Here is a 23688-nt window from a genome sequence, read left to right as displayed (position 1 = left end):
CGGGGTCGACCTCAGGGTCCGACCCCGAACACGGCAGACTCGTGCTGGTGAGCACCACTCTGCATGCCCGCGGCCTGTCGGCCGGTCACGGCGAGCGCACACTGTTCGCCGACTTGGATCTGACCCTCGCGCCGGGCGACGTGATCGGCCTGGTCGGCGTGAACGGCGCGGGCAAGTCGACGCTGCTGCGCATGCTCGCCGACCGGCACGCGCCGACGGGCAGCATCACGCTCAGTCCCCCGGACGCGACGGTCGGTTATCTGGCCCAGGAGGCACAACGGGTCGAAGGCGAGACCGTCTTCGAATTCCTCGGCCGCCGAACGGGAGTCACCGATGCGCAGCGAGTGATGGACGCCGCGGCCGAGCGCCTCGCCGACGGCGGGCCGGACGAGTACTCCCCCGCGCTGGAACGCTGGCTCGCCCTCGGCGGGGCCGATCTGGACCAGCGCGCCCACGAGGTCGCCGCCGATCTCGGCCTCGCGGACAGTCTGCCCAGCGGCCTGGACACACCCATGACCGGTTTGTCCGGCGGTCAGGCCGCGCGCGCCGGGCTGGCCTCGGTCCTGCTGTCCCGCTTCGACATACTGCTGCTGGACGAGCCGACCAACGACCTGGACCTGGACGGCCTGACCCGGCTGGAACAGTTCGTCGCCGGTGTGCGGGTCCCGTTGATGGTGATCAGCCACGATCGAGAGTTCCTGGCGCGCACGGTGAACCGCGTCGTGGAGCTGGATCTCGCGCAGCAACAGGTCGGGTCGTACGACGGCGGCTACGAGTCGTACCTGATGGAGCGCGAGATCGCCCGGCAGCACGCGCGCGAGGCGTACGAGGACTACGCCGACACCAAGGCGGGCCTGGAGGCCCGCGCGCAGATGCAGCGCAACTGGCTCGAACACGGTGTCCGCAACGCCCGCCGCAAGGCGCGTGATCCCAGGAAGCTGGACTCGGACAAGGCGGGCCGCAAGATGCGAGCCGAGTCCACTGAGAAGCAGGCCGCCAAGGCAAGGCAGACCCAGCGCCGCATCGAACGGCTCGAGGCGGTGGAAGAACCCCGCAAAGAATGGGACCTGCGCATGAGCATCGCCGCGGCGCCGCGCAGCGGCTCGGTGGTGGCGACACTGTCCCAGGCGGCCGTCACCCGTGGCGACTTCACGCTCGGCCCGATCACCACCCAGGTCGACTGGGCCGACCGCATCGTGCTCACCGGGGCGAACGGCTCCGGGAAGTCGACGCTGCTCGCCCTGTTGCTGGGAAAGCTCCAGCCCGACACCGGGACAGCGACCCTCGGCTCCGGCGTCGAGGTCGGCGAGGTCGACCAAGCGCGCGGGCTGTTCCGCGGGACCGCGGCCCTGGCCGCCACTTTCGGCGGCGAACTGCCGGACTGGCCGGAGGCCGAAGTGCGCACCCTACTGGCGAAATTCGGCCTGCGTGGTCCACACGTACTGCGGCCGTGCGACACGCTCTCCCCCGGCGAACGCACCCGCGCCGCCCTCGCGCTGCTCCAAGCCCGGGGCGTGAACCTGCTCGTGCTCGACGAGCCGACCAATCACTTGGACCTCCCCGCCATCGAACAACTGGAGCAGGCCGTCGAATCCTTCACCGGCACACTCCTGCTCGTCACTCACGACCGCCGCATGCTCGACACCGTCCGCGCGACCCGCCGCTGGCACGTGAACGCGGGCGTACTCACCGAAACCCACTGACCTACGGCCGCGGCACGACCTCAACCCGCTATACCCCTGCGACCCGCTTCGCCAGATCGTCCGCCAGCTGGCGCGCCTGCGCCGGGTCGGTGGCCTCCACCATCACTCGCACCAATTCCTCCGTGCCGCTCGGTCGCAGCAGCACACGCCCGGAGTCGCCGAGTATCCGCTCCGCCTCCAGCACGGCTTCGCGAATCTCGGGTGCGCGCGCGACCACGGATTTGTCGTTGACCGGCACGTTCACCAGAATCTGCGGCACGGTGCTCAGCACGCTCGCCAGGTCGGCCAGGCTGCGCCGGGACTGCGCCATCCGCGCCATCAGGCGCAGGCCGGTGAGAATGCCGTCGCCGGTGGTGCCGTATCGCGGGAACACCACATGCCCCGACTGCTCGCCGCCCAGCGTGAAGCCGCCGCGCCGCAACTCCTCGAGCACATAACGGTCGCCGACGGCGGTGGTGCGCATGGTGATTCCGGCCGTCCGCATCGCGATGTGCAGGCCGAGGTTGCTCATCACGGTGGCGACCAAAGTGTCTTCGGCCAACTCGCCCGCCTCGTGCATGGCGAGGGCCAGGATCGCGAGGATCGCGTCCCCGTCGACCACATTGCCGTAGGCGTCCACGGCCAGGCAGCGGTCGGCGTCGCCGTCGTGCGCGAGACCGAGGTCGGCGCCGTGCTCCACCACCGCGGCCCGTACCTGCTCGAGATGGGTCGAGCCGCAGCCGTCGTTGATGTTCAGCCCGTCCGGCTCGGCGTTGATGGCGATCACCGTCGCACCGGCCTCACGATAGGCGGCGGGTCCGACTTCCGCGGCGGCGCCGTGCGCGCAGTCGACCACGACGGTCAACCCGGATAGGTCCTGCCCCGTCGCCTCCACCAGATGTTCCACATAGCGTTCGTGGGTGCCCGCGAGGCTGTACTGATCCGGGACGGACAGCCCGTGATCGCGCGCGCCCGAGGCGTTGCGGACCCGGCCGATGCCCGCGCCGGTCGGCCGGAACGGCGTCTCCGCGGCCATGAGCGCCTCGATCCGGTCCTCGATCGCGTCGTCGAGTTTGTGCCCGCCCGCGGCGAAGATCTTGATCCCGTTGTCGGGCATCGGGTTGTGCGAGGCGGAGATCATCACGCCCAGACAGGCGTCGTACAAACCGGTGAGGTAGGCGACGGCCGGTGTCGGCAGCACCCCCACCGACAACACGTCCACTCCCGCCGCGGTCAGCCCCGCGGTCACCGCGGCCTCGAGCATCTCCCCGCTGGCCCGCGGGTCGCGCCCGACCACCGCGAGCGCGCGCTTCTTGCCCCGGCTCAGGATCTGCGCGGCCGCGCCGGAAACGCGCAACGCCAGCTCCGGACTCAGTGACTCGTTGGCAAGCCCGCGGACTCCGTCGGTGCCGAACAACCGTCCCATACCTCGCCCCTCATTGGTGATCTGTGGCGTGGGCGCGCCGGCCCGGGAGGCACCGGCCCGTGCACCACGAAGGCCCCGCTAACGCCGCATCTTCATACAGCGCGAGAGCAGGCGACCAGCTGTTCGCTGGAGCCTGCTCTCGTACAGCTGCCGCGTCGACCGTACCGCGTCCGGCACCGCGAGGGTGCCGGATGCGGAGGGCCGACGATGCCGAAATCAGCGCTTCGAGTACTGCGGCGCCTTGCGCGCCTTCTTCAGACCGTACTTCTTGCGCTCGGTGGCGCGCGGGTCACGGGTCAGGAAGCCGGCCCGCTTGAGGGCGGGACGATCCTCCGGGGTGACCTCGATCAGCGCACGGGCGATCGCCAGCCGCAGAGCGCCTGCCTGGCCGGACGGGCCGCCGCCGACCAGGCGGGCGTGCACGTCGAAGGACTCGGTGCGCTCGACGGTCACCAGCGGCGACTTGACCAGCTGCTGGTGCACCTTGTTCGGGAAGTAGTCCTCGATGGTGCGTCCGTTGAGCACGAAGTTGCCGGAGCCGGGCAGCAGGCGCACGCGCACGACGGCCTCCTTGCGGCGGCCGACGGTCTGCACCGGGCGGTCGATCACGACCGGAGCGTAGGACGCCGAGGCCTCGGAGTCCTCGTAGCCCGCACCGTCCTCAACGGCCTCGGCGGCGTCGAATTCCTCGACGTATTCCTCGTTGAATTCCTCGGGAGCGGTCACTGGGCCACCTGCTTGATCTCGAACGGAATGGGCTGCTGGGCGGCGTGCGGGTGCGTCGGTCCCGCGTACACCTTCAGCTTGCCCGCGATCGCGTTGCCGAGCTTGTTCTTCGGGATCATGCCCTTGACGGCCTTCTCCACGAGCCGATCGGGGCGGCTCTCCAACACCTGACCGACGGTCCGCGACTTCAGGCCGCCCGGGTGCCCGGAGTGGTGGTGGATCAGCTTGTCCTGCCGCTTGTTGCCGCTGATGGCGACCTTGTCGGCGTTGATGATGATGACGAAATCGCCACCATCGACGTTCGGGGCGTAGGTCGGCTTCGTCTTGCCACGCAGCAGATTCGCTGCCTGGACGGCGAGACGGCCGAGCACTACGTCAGTGGCGTCGATGACGTACCACTTACGGGTCACGTCACCCGCCTTGGGGCTGTACGTAGGCACAGTGCTTCCCTGTCTGTCGTCGGTGTTGCCAGCCGAGCGTGCGGTCGAGGTGTTCCCGGCGGCCGGTGGAGACCCGGGACTCGGCGGACATCCGGACGATCACCAGGAGTCGGCCGGACGTTCCACACGCCAGCGAGCAACGATACCAGTGGGGTATCGCGGGAAGAAATCGCGTCAGATCTCGATCGGCGGGCCCAGGTCGATGGCGCCCGGCGGGCCGGGGACCAGATAGCGCAGAGTATCGACATCGGGCCGTCCGCACTCGGCGACCCGTTCCCGCGCTTCCCGCTGGTTGCCCCGCGCGGCGGTGACCCCTGGCTTGGGCTGGATGATCGCATCGGGCGCGGTCGGACAGCCGACCGGCTCGCCATCGACCCCTTCCTCCGCGACGACCGACGCCGTGTCGAGGACGACCGGCTGCGCGGTCAGCTCCACGCCGTGATTCCCGGAGGGAAGCGCGACCACGGCCAGCGCCACCGCCCCGACGACGGTGTTGGCCCCGAACAAGTTGCCCTTCATCTTGTTCCACAGCTTGCCCTTGGGGTGCCGGTCCTCGTCGTCGGAGTCGGCGCCCGAGTCCCGCCATGGCCCCTGGCGCTGCTGCCCGGGGTACGGCTGTTCCGGCCCGCCCGGATAGGGCGGACGCGGGCCGAGGGGCGGCACCGGCCCACCGGGCGGACGACCGCCGTCTTGCTGCTCGTCCGGCGCGCTCGGCGGCCGGGTGAAGCGGCTACCCAGCTCGGCGAGATTCGGCGGCAGGCCACGCGGCGCTTCGTCGCGACCGATCCTGGTCGTCGCCTCTTCGGGTTGGGTCGGGTATCCCGGGCCGTACTGCACACCGGGCACCGGCCGCGCCGACCGCTGACCCGCGTCCGCCTGCTGCGGAGGGTGCTGCGCGTCCACCGGGCGCTGCGGAGCGGGCGCGGGTTCGGCGTGCCTGCCCGCGGGCTCCGGCTCGTCCGCCTCCGGATCGCTCACCAGCAGGTGCGCGGCGCCGAGGACGAGCGCGTGCATCGGATGATCGGCCACGTGCAGGCGGTGTCCGAGATGGTTCTGGAAGGCCAGGCGCAACGCGTCGTTGAAGCGCACGTTGCCCGACAGCAGGACCGTCGAGGTGTCCGCGCCGATCGAACGGGCCGCCGCCATGACCTCGATCACGACGTCGTCCGCCGACCTGGCGTCACGCATGGCCTCCGCGTCTACCGGAACGTCGACCGACTCGGTGGGCTGCTCGTCGTCGCCGTGCACCGCGACCACCAGCATGCCGCGGCCGTCGGAGTACACGCCCGTCGCGCCGACGCCGTTCGGCCTGGACCGGTCCGGCGGGTGCACCAGTCCGAGGGCGCGGACGTAGCCGGACAGCGCGACGCTCTCCGGCAGCGGTTCCACGACGACATCGAGCTGTTCCACCATCGATGCGTAGACATCGATCTTCTCGTCCGGCCAGCTGTCCGGGTAGGGCAACGCCACCAGATCCGGTTTGCCGCGCAAGTGTTTGCCGATCTCGGCGAGCGGGTTGTACAGGCGCGCGCGGAACACCAACTCCGCGGGCCATGTCGCGCCCGCGACCACGATCTGCGGATGCCCGAGGATGTCGCGCACGTCGGCGATCGCCATCCCGAGATCGGGTCTGTTGCGTTCCACGCCTGCCGTGTGCAACCGGCCCGACGAATCCGCCAGCAGATAGGCCGGCGGCGTCCACATGCCCTCCACCTGCACGGGGCGGATGGGAACGCCACCGCCACCGGCCGCCACGGACACCACATCCCAGCCGAGATGCACTGCCCCTACTCGCACCGTCACAGGCATAAGTGTGCCCGGTTCGCGGCCGAGATGCTCGTCGTTGCCGTCCCACGCCGCTGGGCGCCGCCTCCGCGCACCGGGGCGTAGCCGGACCGCGTCACGCGGCCGACTTCTTCAGTCGCAACCGGCGCCAGGTGATGACCGCGAGCACCACGGTGATCAGCAACAGCACGCCGACGTCCAACGCCCAGATCTCCGCCTTGTGCTGCCAGAGCGTGTCGGCCTGCGCGTTCAGGAACAGTTCGCGGATGTTCACCGTCGACGCGCCCGTCGCGTATCCCCAGCGAGCGGGGAACAGCCAGGACACCTGCTCGAGCACCACCCGGCCGGTGACCGGGATCAGGCCGCCCGCCATCACCAGCTGGCACATGATGGCCACCACCAGCAGCGGCATCACCTGCTCGTTCGACTTGGCCAGCGACGAGAGCAGCAATCCGACGACCACACAGCAGATCGCGGTCAGTGCGATATCGATGTACAACTCCGCGCTGCCGGACGCCAGCACAGCCCCCTGGCCCGGACGCTTCTTGCCCGCCAGGACGATGCCGACCAGCACCGCCGATTGCAGCAGCGCGGTGAAGCTGAACACCGCGATCTTCGCCATCAGATACGCCGAGGGCAACAACCCCACGGCGCGCTCGCGATAAAAGATCGTGCGTTCGCCGACCAGGTCGCGCACCGTGAGCGTGGAGCCCATGAAGCAGGCGCCCAGGATCAGCACCACGAGCAACTGCTGTGTCTCACTTCCGCCTTCGGGCACGAATGTGCCGTCCGGCAGCGCTCTCAGCGCACCGCGCTGGAAACCGTTCTTCCCCGGCACCACCAGCGACAGGCCGCCGAGGATGAACGGCAGCAACACCAGGAACGTCAGATATCCGCGGTCGGCCAGGATCAGGCGGACCTGCCTGCGCGCCAGGGTCGAGAACTGTTTGCCGCGGCTGGATTGCGGCGGACTGCCCGCGGGCCCGTACGGTTGCGCCGGCGGCGGGGGTGGCGCCGCGAACGCCTGCCGGGAGCGATACGCGGCGAACGCCTGATCCGGGTTGGCCGCGACGTTTGCGAAGATTTCCGCCCAGTCGCTGGTGCCCAGCGCCGCGCCGACACCGGCCGGATTGCCGCAGTAGGCGGTCTTCCCCCCTGGGGCGAGCAGCAGCACCTGATCGCACATGTCCAAGTGCGCCACCGAGTGGGTCACCACGATCACCACGCGGCCCGCGTCGGCCAGTTCGCGCAGCATCACCATGACCTGGCGGTCCAATGCCGGGTCCAGGCCCGAGGTCGGTTCGTCCAGGATGAGCAGCGACGGGCCGGTCAGCAGTTCCAGCGCCACCGAGGCGCGCTTGCGCTGACCGCCGGAAAGGCGGTCGACCCTGGTGTCGGCGTGCTCGGTGAGCGAAAGCTCTTGCAGCACACCGTCGATGACCTGCTGCCGGTCCTGCTTGCTGTTGTCCCTCGGCAGCCGCAGCTCGGCCGCGAAACCGAGCGCCTGGCGCACTGTGAGCTGGCGGTGCAGCACGTCGTCCTGCGGCACCATGCCGATCCGGGAACGCAGCGCCTCGTACTCGGCGTGCAGGTTGCGGCCTTCGAAGGTGACCACGCCGCCCGAAGGCCGAGTGGTGCCCGCGATCAGGCGCGACAGCGTGGATTTGCCCGCTCCGGACGGGCCGATCAGCGCGGTCAGGGTGCCGCGGCTGGCCGACATGTTCACGTCGACGAGCAGTTGCTTGTTGCCCTCGACGGTGAAGCCGACCCCGTGCACCGCGAGGCCCTGCTCGGCGACCGGCTTCTGCCGGTGCACCAGTGTGCCCTGCTGGACGACGAAGTCGACGTTGCCGATGGTGATGATGTCCCGCTCGCGCAGCACCGCCCGTTGCTGGCGGTGCCCGTTGACGAACGTGCCGTTCGCCGAGCCGAGATCCTCGATGGCCAGCCCCTCGGCGGAGGCCACCAGGCGGGCGTGCTTGCGCGAGGCCAGCGGATCGTTGACGACGATCTGGTTGTCGGTGGTGCGGCCGATGCTCAGGCCGGTCTGCGGGATCCGGTCGGCGCGGGCGATGGGCGCCGTGCTCGCCCTGGCCCGGACCGGCGGCATGTTCGAGGTGTCCGCCCTGGTCGTCATGTTGATGTTCACCGCGGGCGCCGGTGCGTCCTGGGGCGGCGGATAGTGCGGATGCTGGAACTGCTGCACGGGCCGCCGGACCCCGTGCGGCGGCGGTCCCGGCTGCGGCACCGGAGCCGGTTGCGGCGGGCGCGCGGACGGACGTTGCGGGGGTTGCGGGTTCGCGGGCAGCAGGTGCAACAGCGGGCCGCTGATCGCGTCACCCAGCCGGACCTGCGTGGGGCGGTCGATCGACACCGGCTGGGTCAGCCTGCGCGCGTCCACGAAAACACCGTTGGTGCTCTTGTTGTCGGTCAACACCCAGGCGCTGCCCTGCCAGGCCAGCGTGGCGTGCACACGCGAGACGAGTGGGCTGTCGACGAAAAGCGTCACCTCCGGCGCGCGGCCCATCGTGACGTGCTGGCTCGAATCGAATACTCGTTCGTTTCCATCATGGCGCACGGTGATGGTCTGCGCCCCCGGTGAAGACATGCAGCGGATACTATTCCATCACCCGGACATCGGCGGTGCCCCCGATGCGCCAAATGCCCCGATCCGGCGACCGACGTGAACGACCTAGCGGCCGACTAGGGGGAGCCTTGCCGAGAGTCCGAGCGACCGCGCTGGTTGCGACGCTGCTCAGTTTTTCAGTGCTGGTCGGCGGCTGTATTCGAGTGGTCGACGGCCGGGCCGTCTCCGTCTACGACGATCCGTTCAAGGTTGCCGGGCTACCCACCACGAGCGGCCCAAGCGGCCCCCGCACCGGCGTCCCGGACAGCACGCTGACCGCGACCAACGGCGACGGCGGCGCCGTGGACACCCTGGCGCTCAACGCCGTCGACGACATCCAGACCTACTGGCGCGGCGAGTTCGGCAAGGAGTTCCAAGGCGAGTTCAAGCCGGTCGAGAAGCTGCTGTCCTGGAGCGCGAAGGCCGGGCGTCCCGAGTCGGTCGAGTTCTGCAAGGAGAGCACCTACCGCTTGGTGAACGCCGCCTTCTGCCGCCTGGACAATTCCATCGGCTGGGATCGGTCGGTGCTGCTTCCCACCATGGAGGAGACCTTCGGGAAGATGTCCGTCGTGATGGTGCTCGCGCACGAGTACGGGCACGCGGTGCAGACCATGGCCAAGATCGTCGGCGCGAAGGACCCGGTGATCGTCAAGGAGCAGCAGGCGGATTGCTTCGCAGGCGCGTTCATGCGGCACGTGGCGGAGGGCAAGGCAAAGCACTTCACGATCAACACCTCCGACGGCCTCAACACCGTGCTCGCCGCCACCGTCGCCATCCGCGACTCCGACCCGGATGATCCGGAGAGCGTGCACGGCTCCGCCTTCGAACGGGTCACCGCCGTGCAGATCGGTTTCACCGACGGTCCCAAGGCATGCAAGGGCATCGACCAGGACGAGATCGACCAGCGCCGCGCCAACCTGCCGCAGAGCTTCAGCGACGACAACGGGCGCGGCGAGTACCCCATCACGAAACAGACCCTGGTCGAACTCACCAAAGCACTCAAAGCCATTCTGCCGATCAGCCACGAGCCGACATACGACTACTCACGGGCGAAAATCGATTGCCCCGACGGCGTCGTGACCGGACCGGTGTCGTACTGCCCCGCCGCGAACACGATCGCCACCGATATTCCCGGACTCGCCGAGCGCGGTACCTCGACGTCCGGCGCGGACGACCCGCTGCCGCTCAAGGTAACCGGCGACTACAACGGCTACATCGTGTTCATCTCCCGATACACCTTGGCCGTCCAGCAGAGCCGCGGTCAGAGTCTGGTCGGGGCCAAGACCGGCCTGCGCGCGGCCTGTCTGTCCGGAGTGGTCACCGGCAAACTCGCCGAGTCCGGGCGGCCGGTGGAACAGGGCGATATCAAGCTCGCCGCAGGCGATCTGGACGAGGCGGTCTCGGGGCTGCTCACCGATGGCCTGGCCGCGAGCGACGCCCAGGGCAAGACCGTCCCGAGTGGTTTCTCACGAGTCGAGGCCTTCCGTGCCGGCGTCCTGAACGGCGAAAGCGTGTGCGCCGCGCGCTATTCGTAGCGCGGGCTCAGCGGCCGAACGGCGGCGGCGCGGCCAGTTCGAAGCGCAGCACGCGGTTGCCGAGCATGATCTCGGTGCCCGGCATGAGCGCCATGGACTGGCGCGGCGCCAGGCGCACCCAGTCGCGGTAGCCCGGTAGGCGAGTGCGGGTTCCGTTGGTCGAACCGCAGTCCACCACCGTCACATCCCAGTTCACCAGTCGGATTTCGGCGTGCGCCCTGGACATGCCACCGGAGGCGTCGTCGACCCGCAGCGGGACGAGTCCGCTCTCCGCGGCGGGCGAGCGCTCCGGATCGCGACCGATTACCGCGTCCGCGGCGAGCATGTAGGTCATGCCGTCGTCGAGGATCAGCATGCCCAGCGGCGGGCGGACCACTTCGATCAGCGCTTGGGTCTGGTCGACCGGCATACCGCAGACGGTGCAGAACGCCGCCCGCGGATCGCTGGGATGTGCTCGCGCGCATTTGAATCCCATCACCTTGACGGTCAGCGCGGTGGCCTTCGCGGTCGCCTCGATCCGACGCTGCAACTCCGGGTCGGGCCGCGGCGCGGGATTGGTGCCGCCCAGCTGCGTCGGCGCGTGGTGCGGGTCGATCGGCGTCTGTTCGGTCTGAGCGTCGAGCATCGCGGTCGACGGCGCCGTCGGGTATCGCGGCGGTCGCGGCTCCTGCCGGCGCGATTCGGCGGACGGCTCGGGTTCGACGCGCGGCGTCGGCACCGGAGGCGTCTCCGGGCGGCCGTGCGCGCCAGCGGAACCGGGCTCTCCGCCGTTCGTCGGCAGACTCCTGCGGGAGCCCTCCGTCCAGACGATCGCGCCACCTGCCTGAGCGATGCCCTCGACCAGCCTGCCGATGCCGCGCTCGGGTGGCAGATCCGGGATGCGGCCCTTCGCGTCGTCGACGAACAGCGCCGCCGCCCGCGCCGGAACCGCCGCGACCCGATCCACCGTGAAGGCGGCGTCGCTGCCGCGGTATCGCTCGAGCACGCCGTCACCGGCCAGCACGGCGGTGATCGCCCCGTGCAAGAAGATCGCCACGCCCCCGTGCTCGGCGGTGGACAGAATGCCGAAGTCGATCGGCTCGCCCGGGCTGATCTGCTCGGCCTGTTTCATCAGCCAGCGCGTCGCGTGCCGGGCCACCAGAGCGCCGGGGCCACCCGGCTCCCGATCGGTCGCGTCGCGCACCAGTTCGGCCAGTGATTCCAAAGCGACGACGGCGGTCGAGTCCGGGGTGGGCCTGCCCGGCCTGCGGTGCGCGACGACGACGACCGCGCCCGCGACCCTGGCCACGGCGTGGCTGCCGACGACGACCTCGACCTGCCGATCCATCACCGGTATCGGCCTCCACCGGGATTGCAGTGCAAGGTCGTCGCCACACCGACAAGGGTATTGCAATACGACGACCATCGGTCCCCCTACCCGGCGTCCGTCGGGTAACTTCAGTGTCAGCAACGGGAGGAACGAGGGGCCTGAGATGGTTCGGACGCAACGGATCGCGCTCACCGCGTCTTGCCTGGCACTGGCGGGGATGCTGGCCGGTTGCGCGGGTGTGCACGGCACGCCGACCGCGGGTGAGATCGATGTGCGCAAGCTGGAAGTCGGCACCTATCCCGTCGACAAGCACGAGTACAACCAGGATTCGGCGGGCAAAGGCGCGCTGCTGGAAGGCATGCGGATGTCCGACGCCGTGGCTCCGACCGTGCGCATCGACTCCGCGCTGAAATTCGGCCGCGGCAGCACCGTCGTCAAGGACGCCGAGCAGGCGCTCGACTTCGTGGCCAAGGTGTCCAGGCCGGTCTTCGACAATCGCAAGCTGGTCGTGGGATACGCCGCCAGCGGCGCCGACCGTCCCGATCCGGCCGGCCAGTCCAATCCGGCGCCGCAGGCCACCGCGGTCACGAACGCGTTGTTCCGCTTCCCCGACGAGGCCACCGCGAAGCTCGCCGCCGGTGAACTCGAGGACGTCGATATCGCCGTTTCGCCGGACAATCGCAAACTGTCGTCCACGAAGTATCCCGACTCCTACATCCACTGGCGGCCCGGCGTTCCCAACGTCGGCACTTTCATGGCGTACAAGGAATTCGTCATCTCCTTGTTCATCCAGCGTCCGACGGCGGATGGCGACGACCTGGTGAAGTGGGTCGACAAGACCTTGGCCGCCCAGGTCGCGCAGCTGGACAAGTTCACCCCGACCCCGGTGAACAAGCTCGACACCCTGAAGGCCGATCCCGACGGCCTGCTCGCCCGCGTCGCGGTCGCCGACCGCAAGAACCGCGTGCCGGATCCGGCTACCTTCGCCGTCTACGGCGGCTTTCACACGGTGCACCGCGCCGACGACGAGTCGGTACACCTGCGCCTGGTCGAGGAAGCCGGCGTCGATCACATCGGCCTGCTCGACGACAGTTACGTCGCCCGCACCCGCGACGCGGCCGCCGCCCAGAAACTGGTCACCGGCCTGTTGGACAGCGAAGGCGCGCACTACGACCCGCTGGGCGCTCCCAAGGACGTCCCCGGCGCCAAGTGCCTGCAACTCAACAGCAAGGGCGACCCGGACCGGGAGTACAAATACCGGTGTTACGTCGCGTACAAGCGGTACGTCGGAGTCGTCACCAGTGATAAGGAACCGGACGTGCGACAGAAGGTCGCCGCGGAGTACGCGCTGCTGGCGAACAGTTTCTGAGATCGAAGGCGGTAGGCGCCCAGCGCTTTCGCGATCCTCGGCCGCGGGTGGGCCGAAGTAGGATCCGGCGCAACTACCGCAGTCAGGGGAGGGAAGAGTGCAGCACGGCGCGATGTCGAGACCGATCCGAACCGCCGGTGCCCTGGTGCTGGCCTGCGCCGTCGCCCTCGGGGGCGGCGCGTGCGGCGACCCGGCGGCCGGAACGGACAAGTCCGCGCAGCCCGTCGATCTGGCGCAGCTCGACGTGGGCAATTACGCGACGACCCCGCGCGCGTACGGAACAGCGAAGAATCCCGAGCAGGCACGCATGATCGAGGCGGAGCGGCTCGCGAACTTCCTCCCGCCGCCCTCGGACATCGACCCCGGGTTCGTCTTCCAGAATCCGTCCTTGTCCAAGGTGTTCATCGAGCCGAAGAACTCGCTCGGGCGGATCATGGATGTCTCCCGGTTCGCCGAGGCGGCGCCGGATTTCGTCGCGGGTTTCTTCAGCAACGCGGGCAATGCGCCGGACAACCGGGGCACCGACCTGGTCAACGCCGTCATGATCTTCCCGGACGAGCAGAAGGCGGCGGCCGCGGCGGAAGCCCTGGAACGCGTCGACTTCGAGGCCAACAACCGCAACACGCCCGTCCAGATCGCGAAGTACCCAGCCGCGCACGCGCATTGGCAACCCACGGATCAGTCCATCGGATCATGGTTCGCCACGGGTAAATTCGTCGTCTACACCTGGGTCTACGACTACGTGAAGGTCTACCTGGAGAAAGTCGACCTCGCCGAACTGCTCGCCCTGGTCGAGAAGAGCCTGGACACCGTGGTCCCGGCGATCGGCCGGTTCACGCCCACGCCCGTCGACCAACTGATGACATCGCCGGTCGATATCGACGGCATGCTGAACCGGGCGCTGCCGCGTCCCAGGGAAGACTCCTGGATCGACCCGCCCGGCGCGTACACCGAGCGCGGCGCGCTGCACTTCACCATCGATTCGGCCGACGACCGCCGGATCATCGAAGCGGCGGGAGTGGATCGGTACGCCGCCGACGGCACCCATCTGTTCCGCGCGCGCGACGCCGACTCGGCCGCACGACTACGCGAGGAACTCGGCGGACTCACGAAGAAATTCCGCGGAGCAGAGTCACCGAAGGGCCTTCCCGCTGCCCAGTGCAAGGAGTACATCGGCAACAAGACGGTCGTCGTCCGGTTCTATTGTTCGGTGTCCTACGACCGCTACGCCGCGTTCGCCTGGTCGCATCAGCTGCTCGACGCACAGCAACGCGTCTCCGCCCAGTACGCATTGTTGGTGAATGCCGCATGACAGGATTCCGTACCGCCGCTCTCGCTCTCGCGTGCACGCTGGCCGCCACGATCGTCACCGGCTGTGGTTCGACCCTCGCGGGAACCGCGCGGCCGGGTGAGATCGATATTCGCGGTCTCGACACCGGCAACTACCCCACCGAGCCGCCGAACGCGCACGACGACGACTATCAACCGCTGTTCATCGACATGGGAAAGGTCGCCGCCATGCGGCTGGCCGATCACGTCGCCTCGGCTTACGACATCGATCCCAGGATGAAGTACAGCTGGACGCCGTCGAGTATCAGCAAGGGAACGCTGCCCGATGAACTCGGTCGCCAGGAGGACATGCGACCGATCGCGGAACGGAACCGCATGATGTACGGGTTCCACACCAACGGCTCGGATCAGAAGGTCAGCCTGATCGCGTCCGGGTGGCCGGCCAAGCCCCGGCCCAATTCCACCACGATCGGGACGATCGTCATGCAGTTTCCCGACCCGGACCGCGCCCGGCAGGCCGCGAACGAGTTCTACGACGCCGACCTCGGCGCCTACCGCGAGCAGAACGAGCCGGTCACGCTGCCGCGGCAGCCGCAGGCGCGAGCGCACTGGCGCCCCGGCTCGCCCTTCCTGCGCACGATGCTCGCGCACGGCTCCTACGTGGTGGCGTTCCTCGTCTCGGTCAACGCTCCCGACCGCAACGCCCTTGTCACTCTCGCGGAAAAGGCGTACGACGTTCAGCTTCCGCTGCTCGATCAGCTGGCTCCGCTGACCGAGGAGGAGATGCTGCGGTTGCCCTGGGATCCCGATCATCTGCTGAGCCGCACCCTGAATCCGGCCGGGGTCCGATCGCCCAGCTACGACGATTCATACGCCTTGTTCGGCCTGCGCGGCATCATGCAATACGCCGAAGACCTCGATTACGCGAAACAACGTTTCACGGCGATGGGGGCCGAGAAATTCGCCGTCTCCGGAGACACATTGGTGATCCGCACACCGAACCAGGAAATGGCCCGGCGGATAGCCGCGGAACGTATCACTCCCACAGTGGTCGCGGGTCCGGCCGATCCCCCGCAGCACCTGCCCGATTCGGCGTGCGTGGAGAACCGGAGCGGACTTTTCGACGACAGGCGATTCACCTGCGTCGTCGCGTACAAGGAATACGTCGGATTCGTCGCGGCGAATCAACTGCTGGACGCGCAACAGCGCGCCGCCGCACAGTATTCCGTTTTCGCGAACAGCCGATAATGCCGCACTTTCGTCGCGAATTCGGTCGAGTATGCTGCGGGGCGAACGCCAGCGGCCCGCGTGGAGTCAGGAGATCGTGCACATGGCGATGAGCCCCGGGACCATTGTCGGCGGGTACCGCATCATGCGGGTGCTCGGCGCGGGCGGCATGGGCACGGTGTATCTGGCCAAACATCCCAGCCTGCCCAGGACCGACGCGCTGAAGGTGCTCGGCGGCGAACTCAGCCGCGACTACGAGTTCCGTACCCGTTTCGAGCGCGAAGCCAATCTCGCCGCCGGACTGGATCATCCGAACATCGTCTCGGTCTACAACCGCGGTGAAGAACACGGCCAGTTGTGGATCGCCATGCAATACGTGGACGGCACCGATGCCGCCGCCGAACTGGCCCGCGATCCGCATGCGATGAATCCGCTTCGCGCACTCCGTATCACGACCGAAGTCGGCAAAGGTCTCGATTACGCGCACCGCAAGGGCTTGCTGCACCGCGATGTGAAACCGGCGAATTTCCTGCTGTCCGCACCTGGCGACGGCGAGGAAGAGCGCGTGCTGCTCACCGATTTCGGCGTGGCGAAAGCCAATGACGACACCACCGAACTCACGCAGACCGGTAGTTTCGTCGCGACCATCGCCTACGCCCCGCCCGAGCAGCTCACCGGCAGCCCGCTCGACCACCGCGCCGACGTCTACAGCCTCGCGTGCTCATTCTTCAAATTGCTCACCGCGCGCAACCCCTACCCGGGAACCCAACCCGCGCTGGTGATGATGGGGCATCTTCACGAGCCCCCGCCGCTGGCCACCGCCGTCAAACCCGGCCTGCCGCCCGCCATCGACCACGTTTTCGCCCGCGCCATGGCGAAAAACCCGGCCGAAAGGTTCAACAGCTGCCGGGAATTCACCGATGCGGCGGCGAGCGCCCTCATTCCCGGCTACAATCCCGTCGCCACCAACACCTCCCCGACCTATCCCATCCAGGTCTTCGATCCGCGGCCGGGGACCGACCCCCGAGTGGCCGTCTCCGGTCAAGGGAGCGCCGCCGCACGACCCGCGCGCAAGAACTGGCTGCTCGCGGCGGCCGCGGGCGTGGTGACCGTCCTACTCGCCGCGGGGATCGGCATTTGGGCATCGAATCGCGACGGGCAAGCACCCGATCCCGCTGTCGCCACGCCGAGCAGCACGGCAGCGCTGTCGCCGCTGGACCGCGCGCGAGCGGACAATCCGGTATTCCGGGGCAAGACGATCACGATGGTCGACGTGGCGCGCGGCTCGCAGGTCTCGATCTTCCTCGGCGGCACCCCGCAAACCGAGTTCTTGCAAAATCTCGGATTCGTCTACAACCTCAACTACCGGCGCGCGGGCGACGAGGCATCGCCTCGCGAACTGACCGGAACCAACCGGCTGGAAGTAGCGGCGGACGGCTACGTGCTGGCCGTGCGCAGCGACGAAAAGGCCGGCGGCGGTGGCCTGCTCGGCCTTCCGTACCAAGTGGCGGGCACCCGTGCCACGGTGATTCCGCTGGACGATCCCGCGGCCGTCGCCGCGGTCCGCGACTGGAGCGAGTCGTCCCAGCAGACGTTGCTCGACCGTCTGGTGCCGGTGCTGCGCAATCGCGTGAAGTGATTCGGTCGCGTCCGCTGAATCCAAGGCTCAGTGCGGTTTTCGGTTCACGAGACCACCGGCTTTCGTCAATCTGCTGGTAGCGGCGGACTTAGGCGTTCGGTAAGGTGTACCGCAGCCAGCCCACTCGCCGATCATTACAGCTGCGAGCAGGGGGAAGGAGGGGAGCCGAGCGCTGGCGTTACAAGTCATGCAGACCCGAATCGCATCGTGGTCTTCCGAGCAGGCCCGTGCGCGGCCGCCGAAAACTACGGACGAGCCGGGCTGAGGGGCGCAGGGCCCTGATCCCGTGGGGCGATGCCGAACTTTCTCGAGTCGGATGGAACCGATCAGACCCGCACCGCGTCCAATCAGATGTACAGGCCAACTGAGGCTTCCGCCGTTGGCCGAGACGGGAACCGAAAGGAGCCGAAATGGCAGGACAGCTCGAAGCGAGCGAAGAGGCGATCTCGAAGTTTGTGGACAACTGCCGGCAGCGGCACCAGGATCTGCAAACCGCGATCACCGCACTGAACAGCAAGTCGGATCAGACCACCGCCACCTGGAGCGGTGCGGCTCGTCAGGCGTTCGACACGTTCATGGACAGCTACTTCGCCCAGGCGCGGAAGCTGAACGACCAGCTGGACCAGACGTCGGACAAGCTCGCCCACGCCGGACGGAAGTTCGCCGATCAGGACCAGCAGTTCGCCCAGCAGGTGGCCGCGCAGGCCTCCAGCCTGGACCTTCCCTGATCCGATAGCCGAACCACAGACAACAAGGAGCTCCCCATGGTAGCGAACGATCCCGGTCGGATTGCTTCGAACTTCGGCGAGGTCGAGGCGGGCGCCCAGGCCATCGTGTCCGAAGCGCGCAGCGTCATGACCATGCTCGAAGATTTCCACAAGCAGGTCACCGACTTCGTGACCAACTACTGGAAGGGTGACGCGAACGACGCGTTCGCCTCGCTGCAGGCCCAGTGGAACACGCAGGTCACCCAGCTGAACACCACGCTGGAAAGCGCGGGCAAGCTGGTCAGCAGTGGCAACTCGGACCTGCAGGGCACCGACACCGCGCTGGCGGGCCTCTTCTGAGATCCCGTCTCGGCTGATTCGAGCCCCCGGTACTTCGGTGCCGGGGGCTCGAATCGTTCTGCGCCGCAGCGGAGTCGGCTAGATATGCGTGCCCGCGCCCATCACGGCACGACGCGGACCGTATCCCCGAAATGCGAGCACGGGGCTTCCAATTGCCCCCATTCGTCTCCTGCGTACTGGCATCCGATGCTCAGCTGAATTCCGAACTCCAACAGAACATGCCAGCGAACGGTTGATCCGTCTCCGGGATGTTCCAGGTAGGCCAAACCGGAACGGCCACCGAACATCACATCCTGCCGCAAGTCGGTCAGCACCCCTGGCGGGCGCTGCGCGATCTGCGCTTCCAGCTTCGCCGCGACCTGCGCGTAACTGGACGACGCTGTCAGCGGTACCTGCATTACCGTAATCCGTTGCCGCGCGGCCCCGGCGGGCACCAAATCGACACGAGCACGCGCCGTGTCAGGCGACTGGGCAATACGCCAGCCGGGAGGGACACGGAATCGGATTCGGCCGAAAGCCTCTGGTGCCGCCTCGGCCGGCGGGCCGACCGGCGGCGGTGCGGCGGTCGGCGACGCTGCTTCCGTGCTGGGCGCCGCTACCGTCTCTTCGCCGCGGCGACCGGACAAGACAACCGCACCGACGATCGTCAACGCGACGACCACCACGGCCGCGATCGCGGCGACCGCGATACGGGCGGCGCCATATCGAGGCTCTCGTGTCGCGGCACGCTCGCGAAGCGGTCGCATCCACTGTGTCTGCGCGGCGTGGACTTCGCGTTCCTCGGTCCGCCGCCCTCGGACGAGATCGGGACCGGCGACCACACGCAGCTCGACCTCGGCACCTGCGGACTGCTGGACCGCCGCACGGAGCAAGTCCAGTTTTCCGGTATCACTGATAGCCGCCACTTGCACGAGGTCGATCGGGCCGCTGTCGAGCAACCGAGTGATCAGGCTGCACAGAGCGGCGAAGCTCGCGGATCCGCTCTCGATCTCGGCCAACGCGAGCGTCGGCTCGTGCTCACAGGATTCGATATGCACGCCGCGATGGCTTCGGATGACCGCCGACGCCGTGGTGGCCAGCGTGCCGAACTCCAGTACCAGCGTTCGCCGACTGTGGCTGGTGCCCTCGTCCGACGCGACCGAACGGACCGCGATGTCCTCGAACACGACATCCGAGGCCACGCGGCGCGCCGCCTGAGCAAGCACGCCGCGACGGGGCGCGCCCCATTCGGTCGGGCAGACCAACGTCATCCGGGCACACGGGGTCGCGACACGAAGATGCTCGAGCACACTCGCGAAAACGGCGCTCATCGCGTCCACCACCGAGGGTGTGCGGGGTGGCAAAGCTATGGCATCGGCGGACACGAATTGCACGACCGAACCGACGTGGGTAGGCGGACTCAGCGCTTGCCCCACGACGAGATCGAAGCCGTTGCTGCCCAGGACCACCGACGGCGGCGCGTCCCAGTGCGTGTCGGCGCCACGCGCCCAGATACGCGCCTCGGTGACGACGAGCTCGACCTCGGACATCAGGGCAACGGCATCCACGCCGTCTGGACCAGGCCCTCGACATTACGGGTGACGTAGGTGCCTCGGCCCGGCGGCATCGGGCTCGGTCGCTTGGTGCCCATCAGGACGCCCTCGTCCTTGCTGCAGCTCAGAATCAGTCCCGCCGAGCCCAGATCACGCATTCGAGCCAACGTCGCCTCGAACATCGCCCTGCTCGCACCACCCGAGCGCCGGGCGATGATCACGTGGAAGCCGAGGTCTCGGGCGTGTGGCAGATGTTCGAGCAGCGCTTGGACCGGGTTGCCCGCGGAGGTGGCGACCAGATCGTAATCGTCGATGATGACGTACAACTCCGGCCCGCTCCACCACGAACGCTCCCGCAACTGCTGCGGCGTGACGTCCGAGCCCGGCGTGCGCTTGCCGACATAGGCGGCCAGGTCGTTCATGTTCTGGGTGAACTGCGGCGCCGTGGAGCCATAGCCCGCGAGATAGCCCTCCGGAACCAGTCCGAGCATGCCGCGTCGGTAGTCGCCGATGATGAAACGAGCCTGATCGGGGGTGTTGGACGCGGCGATGCCCTCGATCAGCGAACGCAGCAGCGTCGTCTTTCCCGATTCGGTGTCGCCGATGACGATGAAGTGCGGGCTCTCCACGAAGTCGATGTAGACCGGCGCGAGCTCGGACTCGTTGATACCGAACGGGATTCGCAGGCACTTCGCGTTCGGGTCGACCTGGGCGGGCCAATCACCCGCCAGATACAGCAGCTGCTCGCGCGGGAGCTGTTCGGGCAACATGCGAACCTGCGGCGCGTGCCGGCCCGGCGTCAGTCTGGCGATGGCGGCGACCGCGTCCGCGACGGCCTGGGTGAGGTCGGTCGGGTCGGAGCTGCCGTCGATGCGGGGCAAGCCGGTCAGCATGTGCAGGCACTCCGGGGTCATACCGCGGCCCGGCCGCCCCTGCGGAACCAGTGAGGCGAACTTGCGGCCCAGATCGGAGTCCATCGGATCACCGAGGCGCAACTCGATCCTGGTGCCGATCTGATCCTTGAGCGCGGGCCGCGCCTCCGCCCAGCGGTTCAGCGCGATGACCACGTGCACACCGTAGGACAGACCCTGCACGGCGAGGTTCATGATGGTCTGCTCGAGCATCTCGAAGTCCTGGCGGATCGAGCTGAAACCGTCGACCACCAGGAAGACGTCACCGAACGGATCCTCGTGCGCGCCCGCGGCGCCCGGGCTACCGGCCGGGTCCATCGCGCGCAGCCTGCGGAAATCGGTCATCGATTCGATGCCGAGCTGGCGGAAGCGCGCCTCGCGCTGCCGGACGATGGTGGTCATCTCCGCGATGGTGCGGCGGACCTGGTCCTCGTCCAACCGGCTGGCCACCGAGCCGACGTGCGGCAGCCCTTGCAGGCTCGCCAGGGTGCCGCCACCGAAGTCGAGGCAGTAGAACTGCACCTGCTCGGCGGTGTGCGTCAACGACATCGCCATGATGAGTGTGCGCAGCGCCGTCGACTTGCCGGACTGCGGGCCACCGACGATGGCGACATTGCCGCGGGCGCCGGACAGGTCGATGACCATCGGGTCGCGACGCTGGTCGTACGGGCGGTCGACGATGCCGATCGGGGCACGCAGCGTGGACACCGGAGAGTATTCGCCGGTGAGAATGGAGCGCGGGACGAGCTGGTCGAGCGTCGGCGCCTCGTCCAGCGGCGGCAGCCAGATCTCGTGCGCCGGGCGGCCGTGGCCGCGGATCCGGGCGACCAGCATGTTCAGGTTGGACAGCTGCTCGCCGTCCTCGTCCTGTTCCGGTTCCAGGCTCGGTTCGGGCGGCAGCGGAACGCGGTCCGCGGCCCGGAAGTCGACATGGGTGGCGGTGAACGCCCGTGCCCTGATATCGATCTCACCGGACTGCGTGGCAACGGTCATGTCGCGCTGCGAGCCGCCGCCGACATACGCGCCGGAGACATAGGAAGCCTGGAAGCGCTGGATCTCTCCGGAGTCGGCCTTCAGGTAGCCGCCACCGGGATTGTTCGGCAGGTTGTAGGCGTCCGGCACACCGAGTACCTGGCGAGATTCGTTGGCGGAGAACGTCTTCAGGCCGATTCGGTAGGACAGGTGGGATTCCAGGCCCTTGAGCTTGCCTTCCTCCAGTCGCTGCGAGGCGAGCAGCAGGTGCACGTGCAGCGAGCGGCCGAGGCGGCCGATCATGACGAACAGTTCCGCGAAATCCGGGTGCTGAGTGAGCAGTTCGGAGAACTCGTCGAGCACCACGAACAGTGCGGGCAGCGGATCCAGGTCGGCGCCCGCGGCCCTGGCCTTCTCGTACTCCAAGACGTTGGCGAAGTTGCCCGCCGCCCGCAGCACTTCCTGGCGGCGGTTCATCTCACCGGCCAGGGCGTCCTTCATGCGGTCGACGAGATCGGCCTCTTCCTCCAAGTTGGTGATGACGGCGGCGACGTGCGGAACGCCCTCCAAACCGAGGAACGTCGCGCCGCCTTTGAAGTCGACCAGCACCAAGTTCAGCTGGTCGGGCGAGTGCGTGGCCAGCAAGCTGAGCACGAGGGTGCGCAGGAACTCCGATTTACCGGAGCCGGTGGCGCCGATGCACAGACCGTGCGGGCCCATGCCGTTCTCGGCGGCCTCCTTGATGTCCAGTTCCACCGGAAGGCCATCGGCGCCCACACCGAACGGGACGCGCAGGCGTTCCCGTCCGTAGCGCGGCCGCCACGCGTGCTCCGGGTTGAAAGAGCCGATGTCCCCGAGGCCCATCAGCTGTGCCCACGTCGAGATCGCCTCGGCGTCATCGCTTTCCACGTCGCTGCTGCGCTGCGTGGCGGCACGGTACGGGGCCAGCCTCCGCGCCACCTGCTGCGCCTGCTCCGGACTGATCCGGTCGATCAGCGCGAACCGCTCCTGATTGCCGGTCGCGCCGCGGCCGACGCACTCGCCGTTCTCGACGATCATCTTGATGCCGCGCGACACCGCCAGGCGCGGCGCGTAGCCGCACAGGTCGATGATGGTGACGCCCTCGTAGCCGGATTCGCGCAACTGATCGTCCTCGGCCTCGAGCAGACCGCCGTCGACCACGATGACGATATGCACCATGTTCGCGTTGGCCGGCTGGTTGCGCGAGTACCGGACCCGGTTGCCGAGCAACGGATGCAACCCCGCCATCGCCTCCCGGATCGAGCCGTAGAACATGCGCTGGGTACCGATGCCGTCCTGCGCGTCGGGGTGCTGGGTGTGCGGGAGCCACTTGGTCCACTCCCACTCCGGCGCGGTATCCGGCCCGCAGACGACCGCGACGAGCACCTGGTCGGGAGCCTGGAACATGCACAGCTGCACCAGCATCGCGCGGGTCATGTCGCGCGCTTGGCCGCGGTCGCCGTCCAGCGCGATGGTGGCGAAGCCCTTGACCGCGATGGCGGTCGGCAGATCGGGCACGGTCGAATGAGCGCGCACGAAGCGGCGCAGCGAGACCGCGGCGATCGGTTCGAGCTCCTCGACCGGACCGGTCTCCGGAGCGACCAGCCTGGTGGCCAGGCGCTGGCCGCCGAGACCGATGCGCGCGTGGCAGAAGTCCTTGTCCCCCGCGCGACGCTCCCACATGCGGCTGGTGCCCGCGAGCATCCAGACCAGCTCCGGCTCCGGGTGGCTCCATTCGACGGAAGCGCGCTGCTGAGCGGCGGTCTCATCGACGTCCTTGCGCACCTGGTCGAGGTAGCGCAGGTAGTCCTTGCGATCCTCGTTGGCCTCGGCGGCCTTCTGCCCCTTGCCCCCACCCTGGCCCGCGAACATGCCGACCATCGAGAACACCATCATGAGCGGGAACATCATGCTCATCGGGTTGGAGGCGATGCCGCCGCCCTGGGTGAACATCAAGGCCATCATGCCGACCATGCCGATCACCATCACGGCGGGCATGAGCTTCAGGACGAGGTTTCCCGGTGTGACCCGGGGGATTTCGGGCGGGGGTTGCAGCGTCACCTCGCCGCCGGGCGTCCTGGGCATCTCGCGGCGCGCACGGCGCTGGAAGCGGACAGTGCTCATCGACGAG

The 23688-nt window shown here is 68.3% G+C and carries 16 protein-coding genes; 8 read left to right on the top strand and 8 right to left on the bottom strand.

The genetic code is table 11. The features are described 5' to 3' along the window. The first annotated feature begins 47 nt into the window (after positions 1–47). Positions 48–1703, top strand: coding sequence for an ABC-F family ATP-binding cassette domain-containing protein (locus ACWEO7_RS14525; protein ID WP_452423646.1), 1656 nt, complete (start codon positions 48–50; stop codon positions 1701–1703). A 28-nt stretch (positions 1704–1731) separates the two neighbouring features. Here ACWEO7_RS14525 and glmM read toward each other — a convergent pair whose 3' ends face one another. The 5 genes from glmM to ACWEO7_RS14500 all read right to left on the bottom strand — a co-directional run bounded on the left by glmM (position 1732) and on the right by ACWEO7_RS14500 (position 8667). Further along, on the bottom strand, positions 1732–3108 hold the full coding sequence (gene glmM / locus ACWEO7_RS14520) for a phosphoglucosamine mutase (protein ID WP_452423644.1): 1377 nt from the start codon (positions 3106–3108) through the stop codon (positions 1732–1734). A gap of 216 nt (positions 3109–3324) precedes the next feature. Next, positions 3325–3834 (bottom strand): 30S ribosomal protein S9, encoded by a 510-nt coding sequence (gene rpsI, locus ACWEO7_RS14515; protein ID WP_063021350.1) that lies wholly within the window; start codon positions 3832–3834, stop codon positions 3325–3327. Continuing rightward, positions 3831–4274, bottom strand: a complete 444-nt coding sequence (rplM, locus tag ACWEO7_RS14510; protein WP_067803768.1) for a 50S ribosomal protein L13 — start codon at positions 4272–4274, stop codon at positions 3831–3833. Before rplM ends, rpsI begins: the two co-directional genes overlap by 4 nt. A gap of 174 nt (positions 4275–4448) precedes the next feature. Beyond that, positions 4449–6083, bottom strand: coding sequence for a hypothetical protein (locus tag ACWEO7_RS14505; RefSeq protein ID WP_452423642.1), 1635 nt, complete (start codon positions 6081–6083; stop codon positions 4449–4451). A gap of 91 nt (positions 6084–6174) precedes the next feature. Continuing rightward, positions 6175–8667 carry an FHA domain-containing protein gene (locus ACWEO7_RS14500; protein ID WP_452423640.1) on the bottom strand — a complete coding sequence of 831 codons (2493 nt, stop codon included), beginning with the start codon at positions 8665–8667 and terminating at the stop codon, positions 6175–6177. A gap of 107 nt (positions 8668–8774) precedes the next feature. Between ACWEO7_RS14500 and ACWEO7_RS14495 the strand changes: the two genes are divergently transcribed. Next, positions 8775–10220, top strand: a complete 1446-nt coding sequence (locus ACWEO7_RS14495; protein ID WP_452423638.1) for a metallopeptidase — start codon at positions 8775–8777, stop codon at positions 10218–10220. A 7-nt stretch (positions 10221–10227) separates the two neighbouring features. Here the strand turns inward: ACWEO7_RS14495 and ACWEO7_RS14490 are convergent, their stop codons facing one another. After that, positions 10228–11547, bottom strand: a complete 1320-nt coding sequence (locus ACWEO7_RS14490) for an FHA domain-containing protein (protein WP_452423679.1) — start codon at positions 11545–11547, stop codon at positions 10228–10230. A 145-nt stretch (positions 11548–11692) separates the two neighbouring features. Here ACWEO7_RS14490 and ACWEO7_RS14485 point away from each other — a divergent pair, with 145 nt between their 5' ends. The 6 genes from ACWEO7_RS14485 to ACWEO7_RS14460 all read left to right on the top strand — a co-directional run bounded on the left by ACWEO7_RS14485 (position 11693) and on the right by ACWEO7_RS14460 (position 18121). Then, positions 11693–12898, top strand: coding sequence for a DUF7373 family lipoprotein (locus ACWEO7_RS14485; RefSeq protein WP_452423636.1), 1206 nt, complete (start codon positions 11693–11695; stop codon positions 12896–12898). Between the two features lie 112 nt (positions 12899–13010). Next, the gene (locus tag ACWEO7_RS14480; protein ID WP_452423634.1) at positions 13011–14210 is read left to right on the top strand and encodes a DUF7373 family lipoprotein; all 1200 of its coding nucleotides are present in this window, start codon (positions 13011–13013) and stop codon (positions 14208–14210) included. Then, complete coding sequence (locus tag ACWEO7_RS14475; protein WP_452423633.1) at positions 14207–15436, top strand: DUF7373 family lipoprotein; 1230 nt, start codon at positions 14207–14209, stop codon at positions 15434–15436. Before ACWEO7_RS14480 ends, ACWEO7_RS14475 begins: the two co-directional genes overlap by 4 nt. An 82-nt stretch (positions 15437–15518) precedes the next feature. Further along, complete coding sequence (locus tag ACWEO7_RS14470; RefSeq protein WP_452423631.1) at positions 15519–17054, top strand: serine/threonine-protein kinase; 1536 nt, start codon at positions 15519–15521, stop codon at positions 17052–17054. A gap of 410 nt (positions 17055–17464) precedes the next feature. Then, a complete protein-coding gene (locus ACWEO7_RS14465; protein ID WP_039795679.1) occupies positions 17465–17782 on the top strand; it encodes a WXG100 family type VII secretion target in 318 nt (105 codons plus the stop codon). Positions 17783–17818: 36 nt separating this feature from the next. Next, the gene (locus ACWEO7_RS14460; protein WP_355076245.1) at positions 17819–18121 is read left to right on the top strand and encodes a WXG100 family type VII secretion target; all 303 of its coding nucleotides are present in this window, start codon (positions 17819–17821) and stop codon (positions 18119–18121) included. 101 nt (positions 18122–18222) lie between these two features. On the opposite strand, the gene ACWEO7_RS14455 is transcribed toward ACWEO7_RS14460, so the two are convergent. Both ACWEO7_RS14455 and eccCa read right to left on the bottom strand, forming a co-directional pair. Then, positions 18223–19650, bottom strand: a complete 1428-nt coding sequence (locus ACWEO7_RS14455) for a type VII secretion-associated protein (protein WP_452423630.1) — start codon at positions 19648–19650, stop codon at positions 18223–18225. Then, positions 19650–23681 (bottom strand): type VII secretion protein EccCa, encoded by a 4032-nt coding sequence (eccCa, locus tag ACWEO7_RS14450; RefSeq protein ID WP_452423628.1) that lies wholly within the window; start codon positions 23679–23681, stop codon positions 19650–19652. The genes ACWEO7_RS14455 and eccCa overlap by 1 nt, the downstream gene beginning before the upstream one ends. Between the last annotated feature and the right edge of the window lie 7 nt (positions 23682–23688).

Source organism: Nocardia sp. NPDC004260, assembly GCF_053603155.1.
Note: the sequence above shows the minus strand (reverse complement) of the source record. Positions and strands in the feature narration are given on the sequence as shown.

What these genes read in the sequence shown, in the direction of transcription:
- ACWEO7_RS14460 (WP_355076245.1), top strand. Translation starts at nt 17,819, where the DNA reads ATGGTAGCGAACGATCCCGGTCGGATTGCTTCGAACTTCGGCGAGGTC.
- ACWEO7_RS14455 (WP_452423630.1), bottom strand. Translation starts at nt 19,650, where the DNA reads ATGTCCGAGGTCGAGCTCGTCGTCACCGAGGCGCGTATCTGGGCGCGT.
- ACWEO7_RS14465 (WP_039795679.1), top strand. Translation starts at nt 17,465, where the DNA reads ATGGCAGGACAGCTCGAAGCGAGCGAAGAGGCGATCTCGAAGTTTGTG.
- ACWEO7_RS14480 (WP_452423634.1), top strand. Translation starts at nt 13,011, where the DNA reads ATGTCGAGACCGATCCGAACCGCCGGTGCCCTGGTGCTGGCCTGCGCC.
- ACWEO7_RS14475 (WP_452423633.1), top strand. Translation starts at nt 14,207, where the DNA reads ATGACAGGATTCCGTACCGCCGCTCTCGCTCTCGCGTGCACGCTGGCC.
- ACWEO7_RS14505 (WP_452423642.1), bottom strand. Translation starts at nt 6,083, where the DNA reads ATGCCTGTGACGGTGCGAGTAGGGGCAGTGCATCTCGGCTGGGATGTG.
- ACWEO7_RS14470 (WP_452423631.1), top strand. Translation starts at nt 15,519, where the DNA reads ATGGCGATGAGCCCCGGGACCATTGTCGGCGGGTACCGCATCATGCGG.
- ACWEO7_RS14485 (WP_452423636.1), top strand. Translation starts at nt 11,693, where the DNA reads ATGGTTCGGACGCAACGGATCGCGCTCACCGCGTCTTGCCTGGCACTG.
- ACWEO7_RS14490 (WP_452423679.1), bottom strand. Translation starts at nt 11,547, where the DNA reads ATGGATCGGCAGGTCGAGGTCGTCGTCGGCAGCCACGCCGTGGCCAGG.
- ACWEO7_RS14500 (WP_452423640.1), bottom strand. Translation starts at nt 8,667, where the DNA reads ATGTCTTCACCGGGGGCGCAGACCATCACCGTGCGCCATGATGGAAAC.
- eccCa (WP_452423628.1), bottom strand. Translation starts at nt 23,681, where the DNA reads ATGAGCACTGTCCGCTTCCAGCGCCGTGCGCGCCGCGAGATGCCCAGG.
- glmM (WP_452423644.1), bottom strand. Translation starts at nt 3,108, where the DNA reads ATGGGACGGTTGTTCGGCACCGACGGAGTCCGCGGGCTTGCCAACGAG.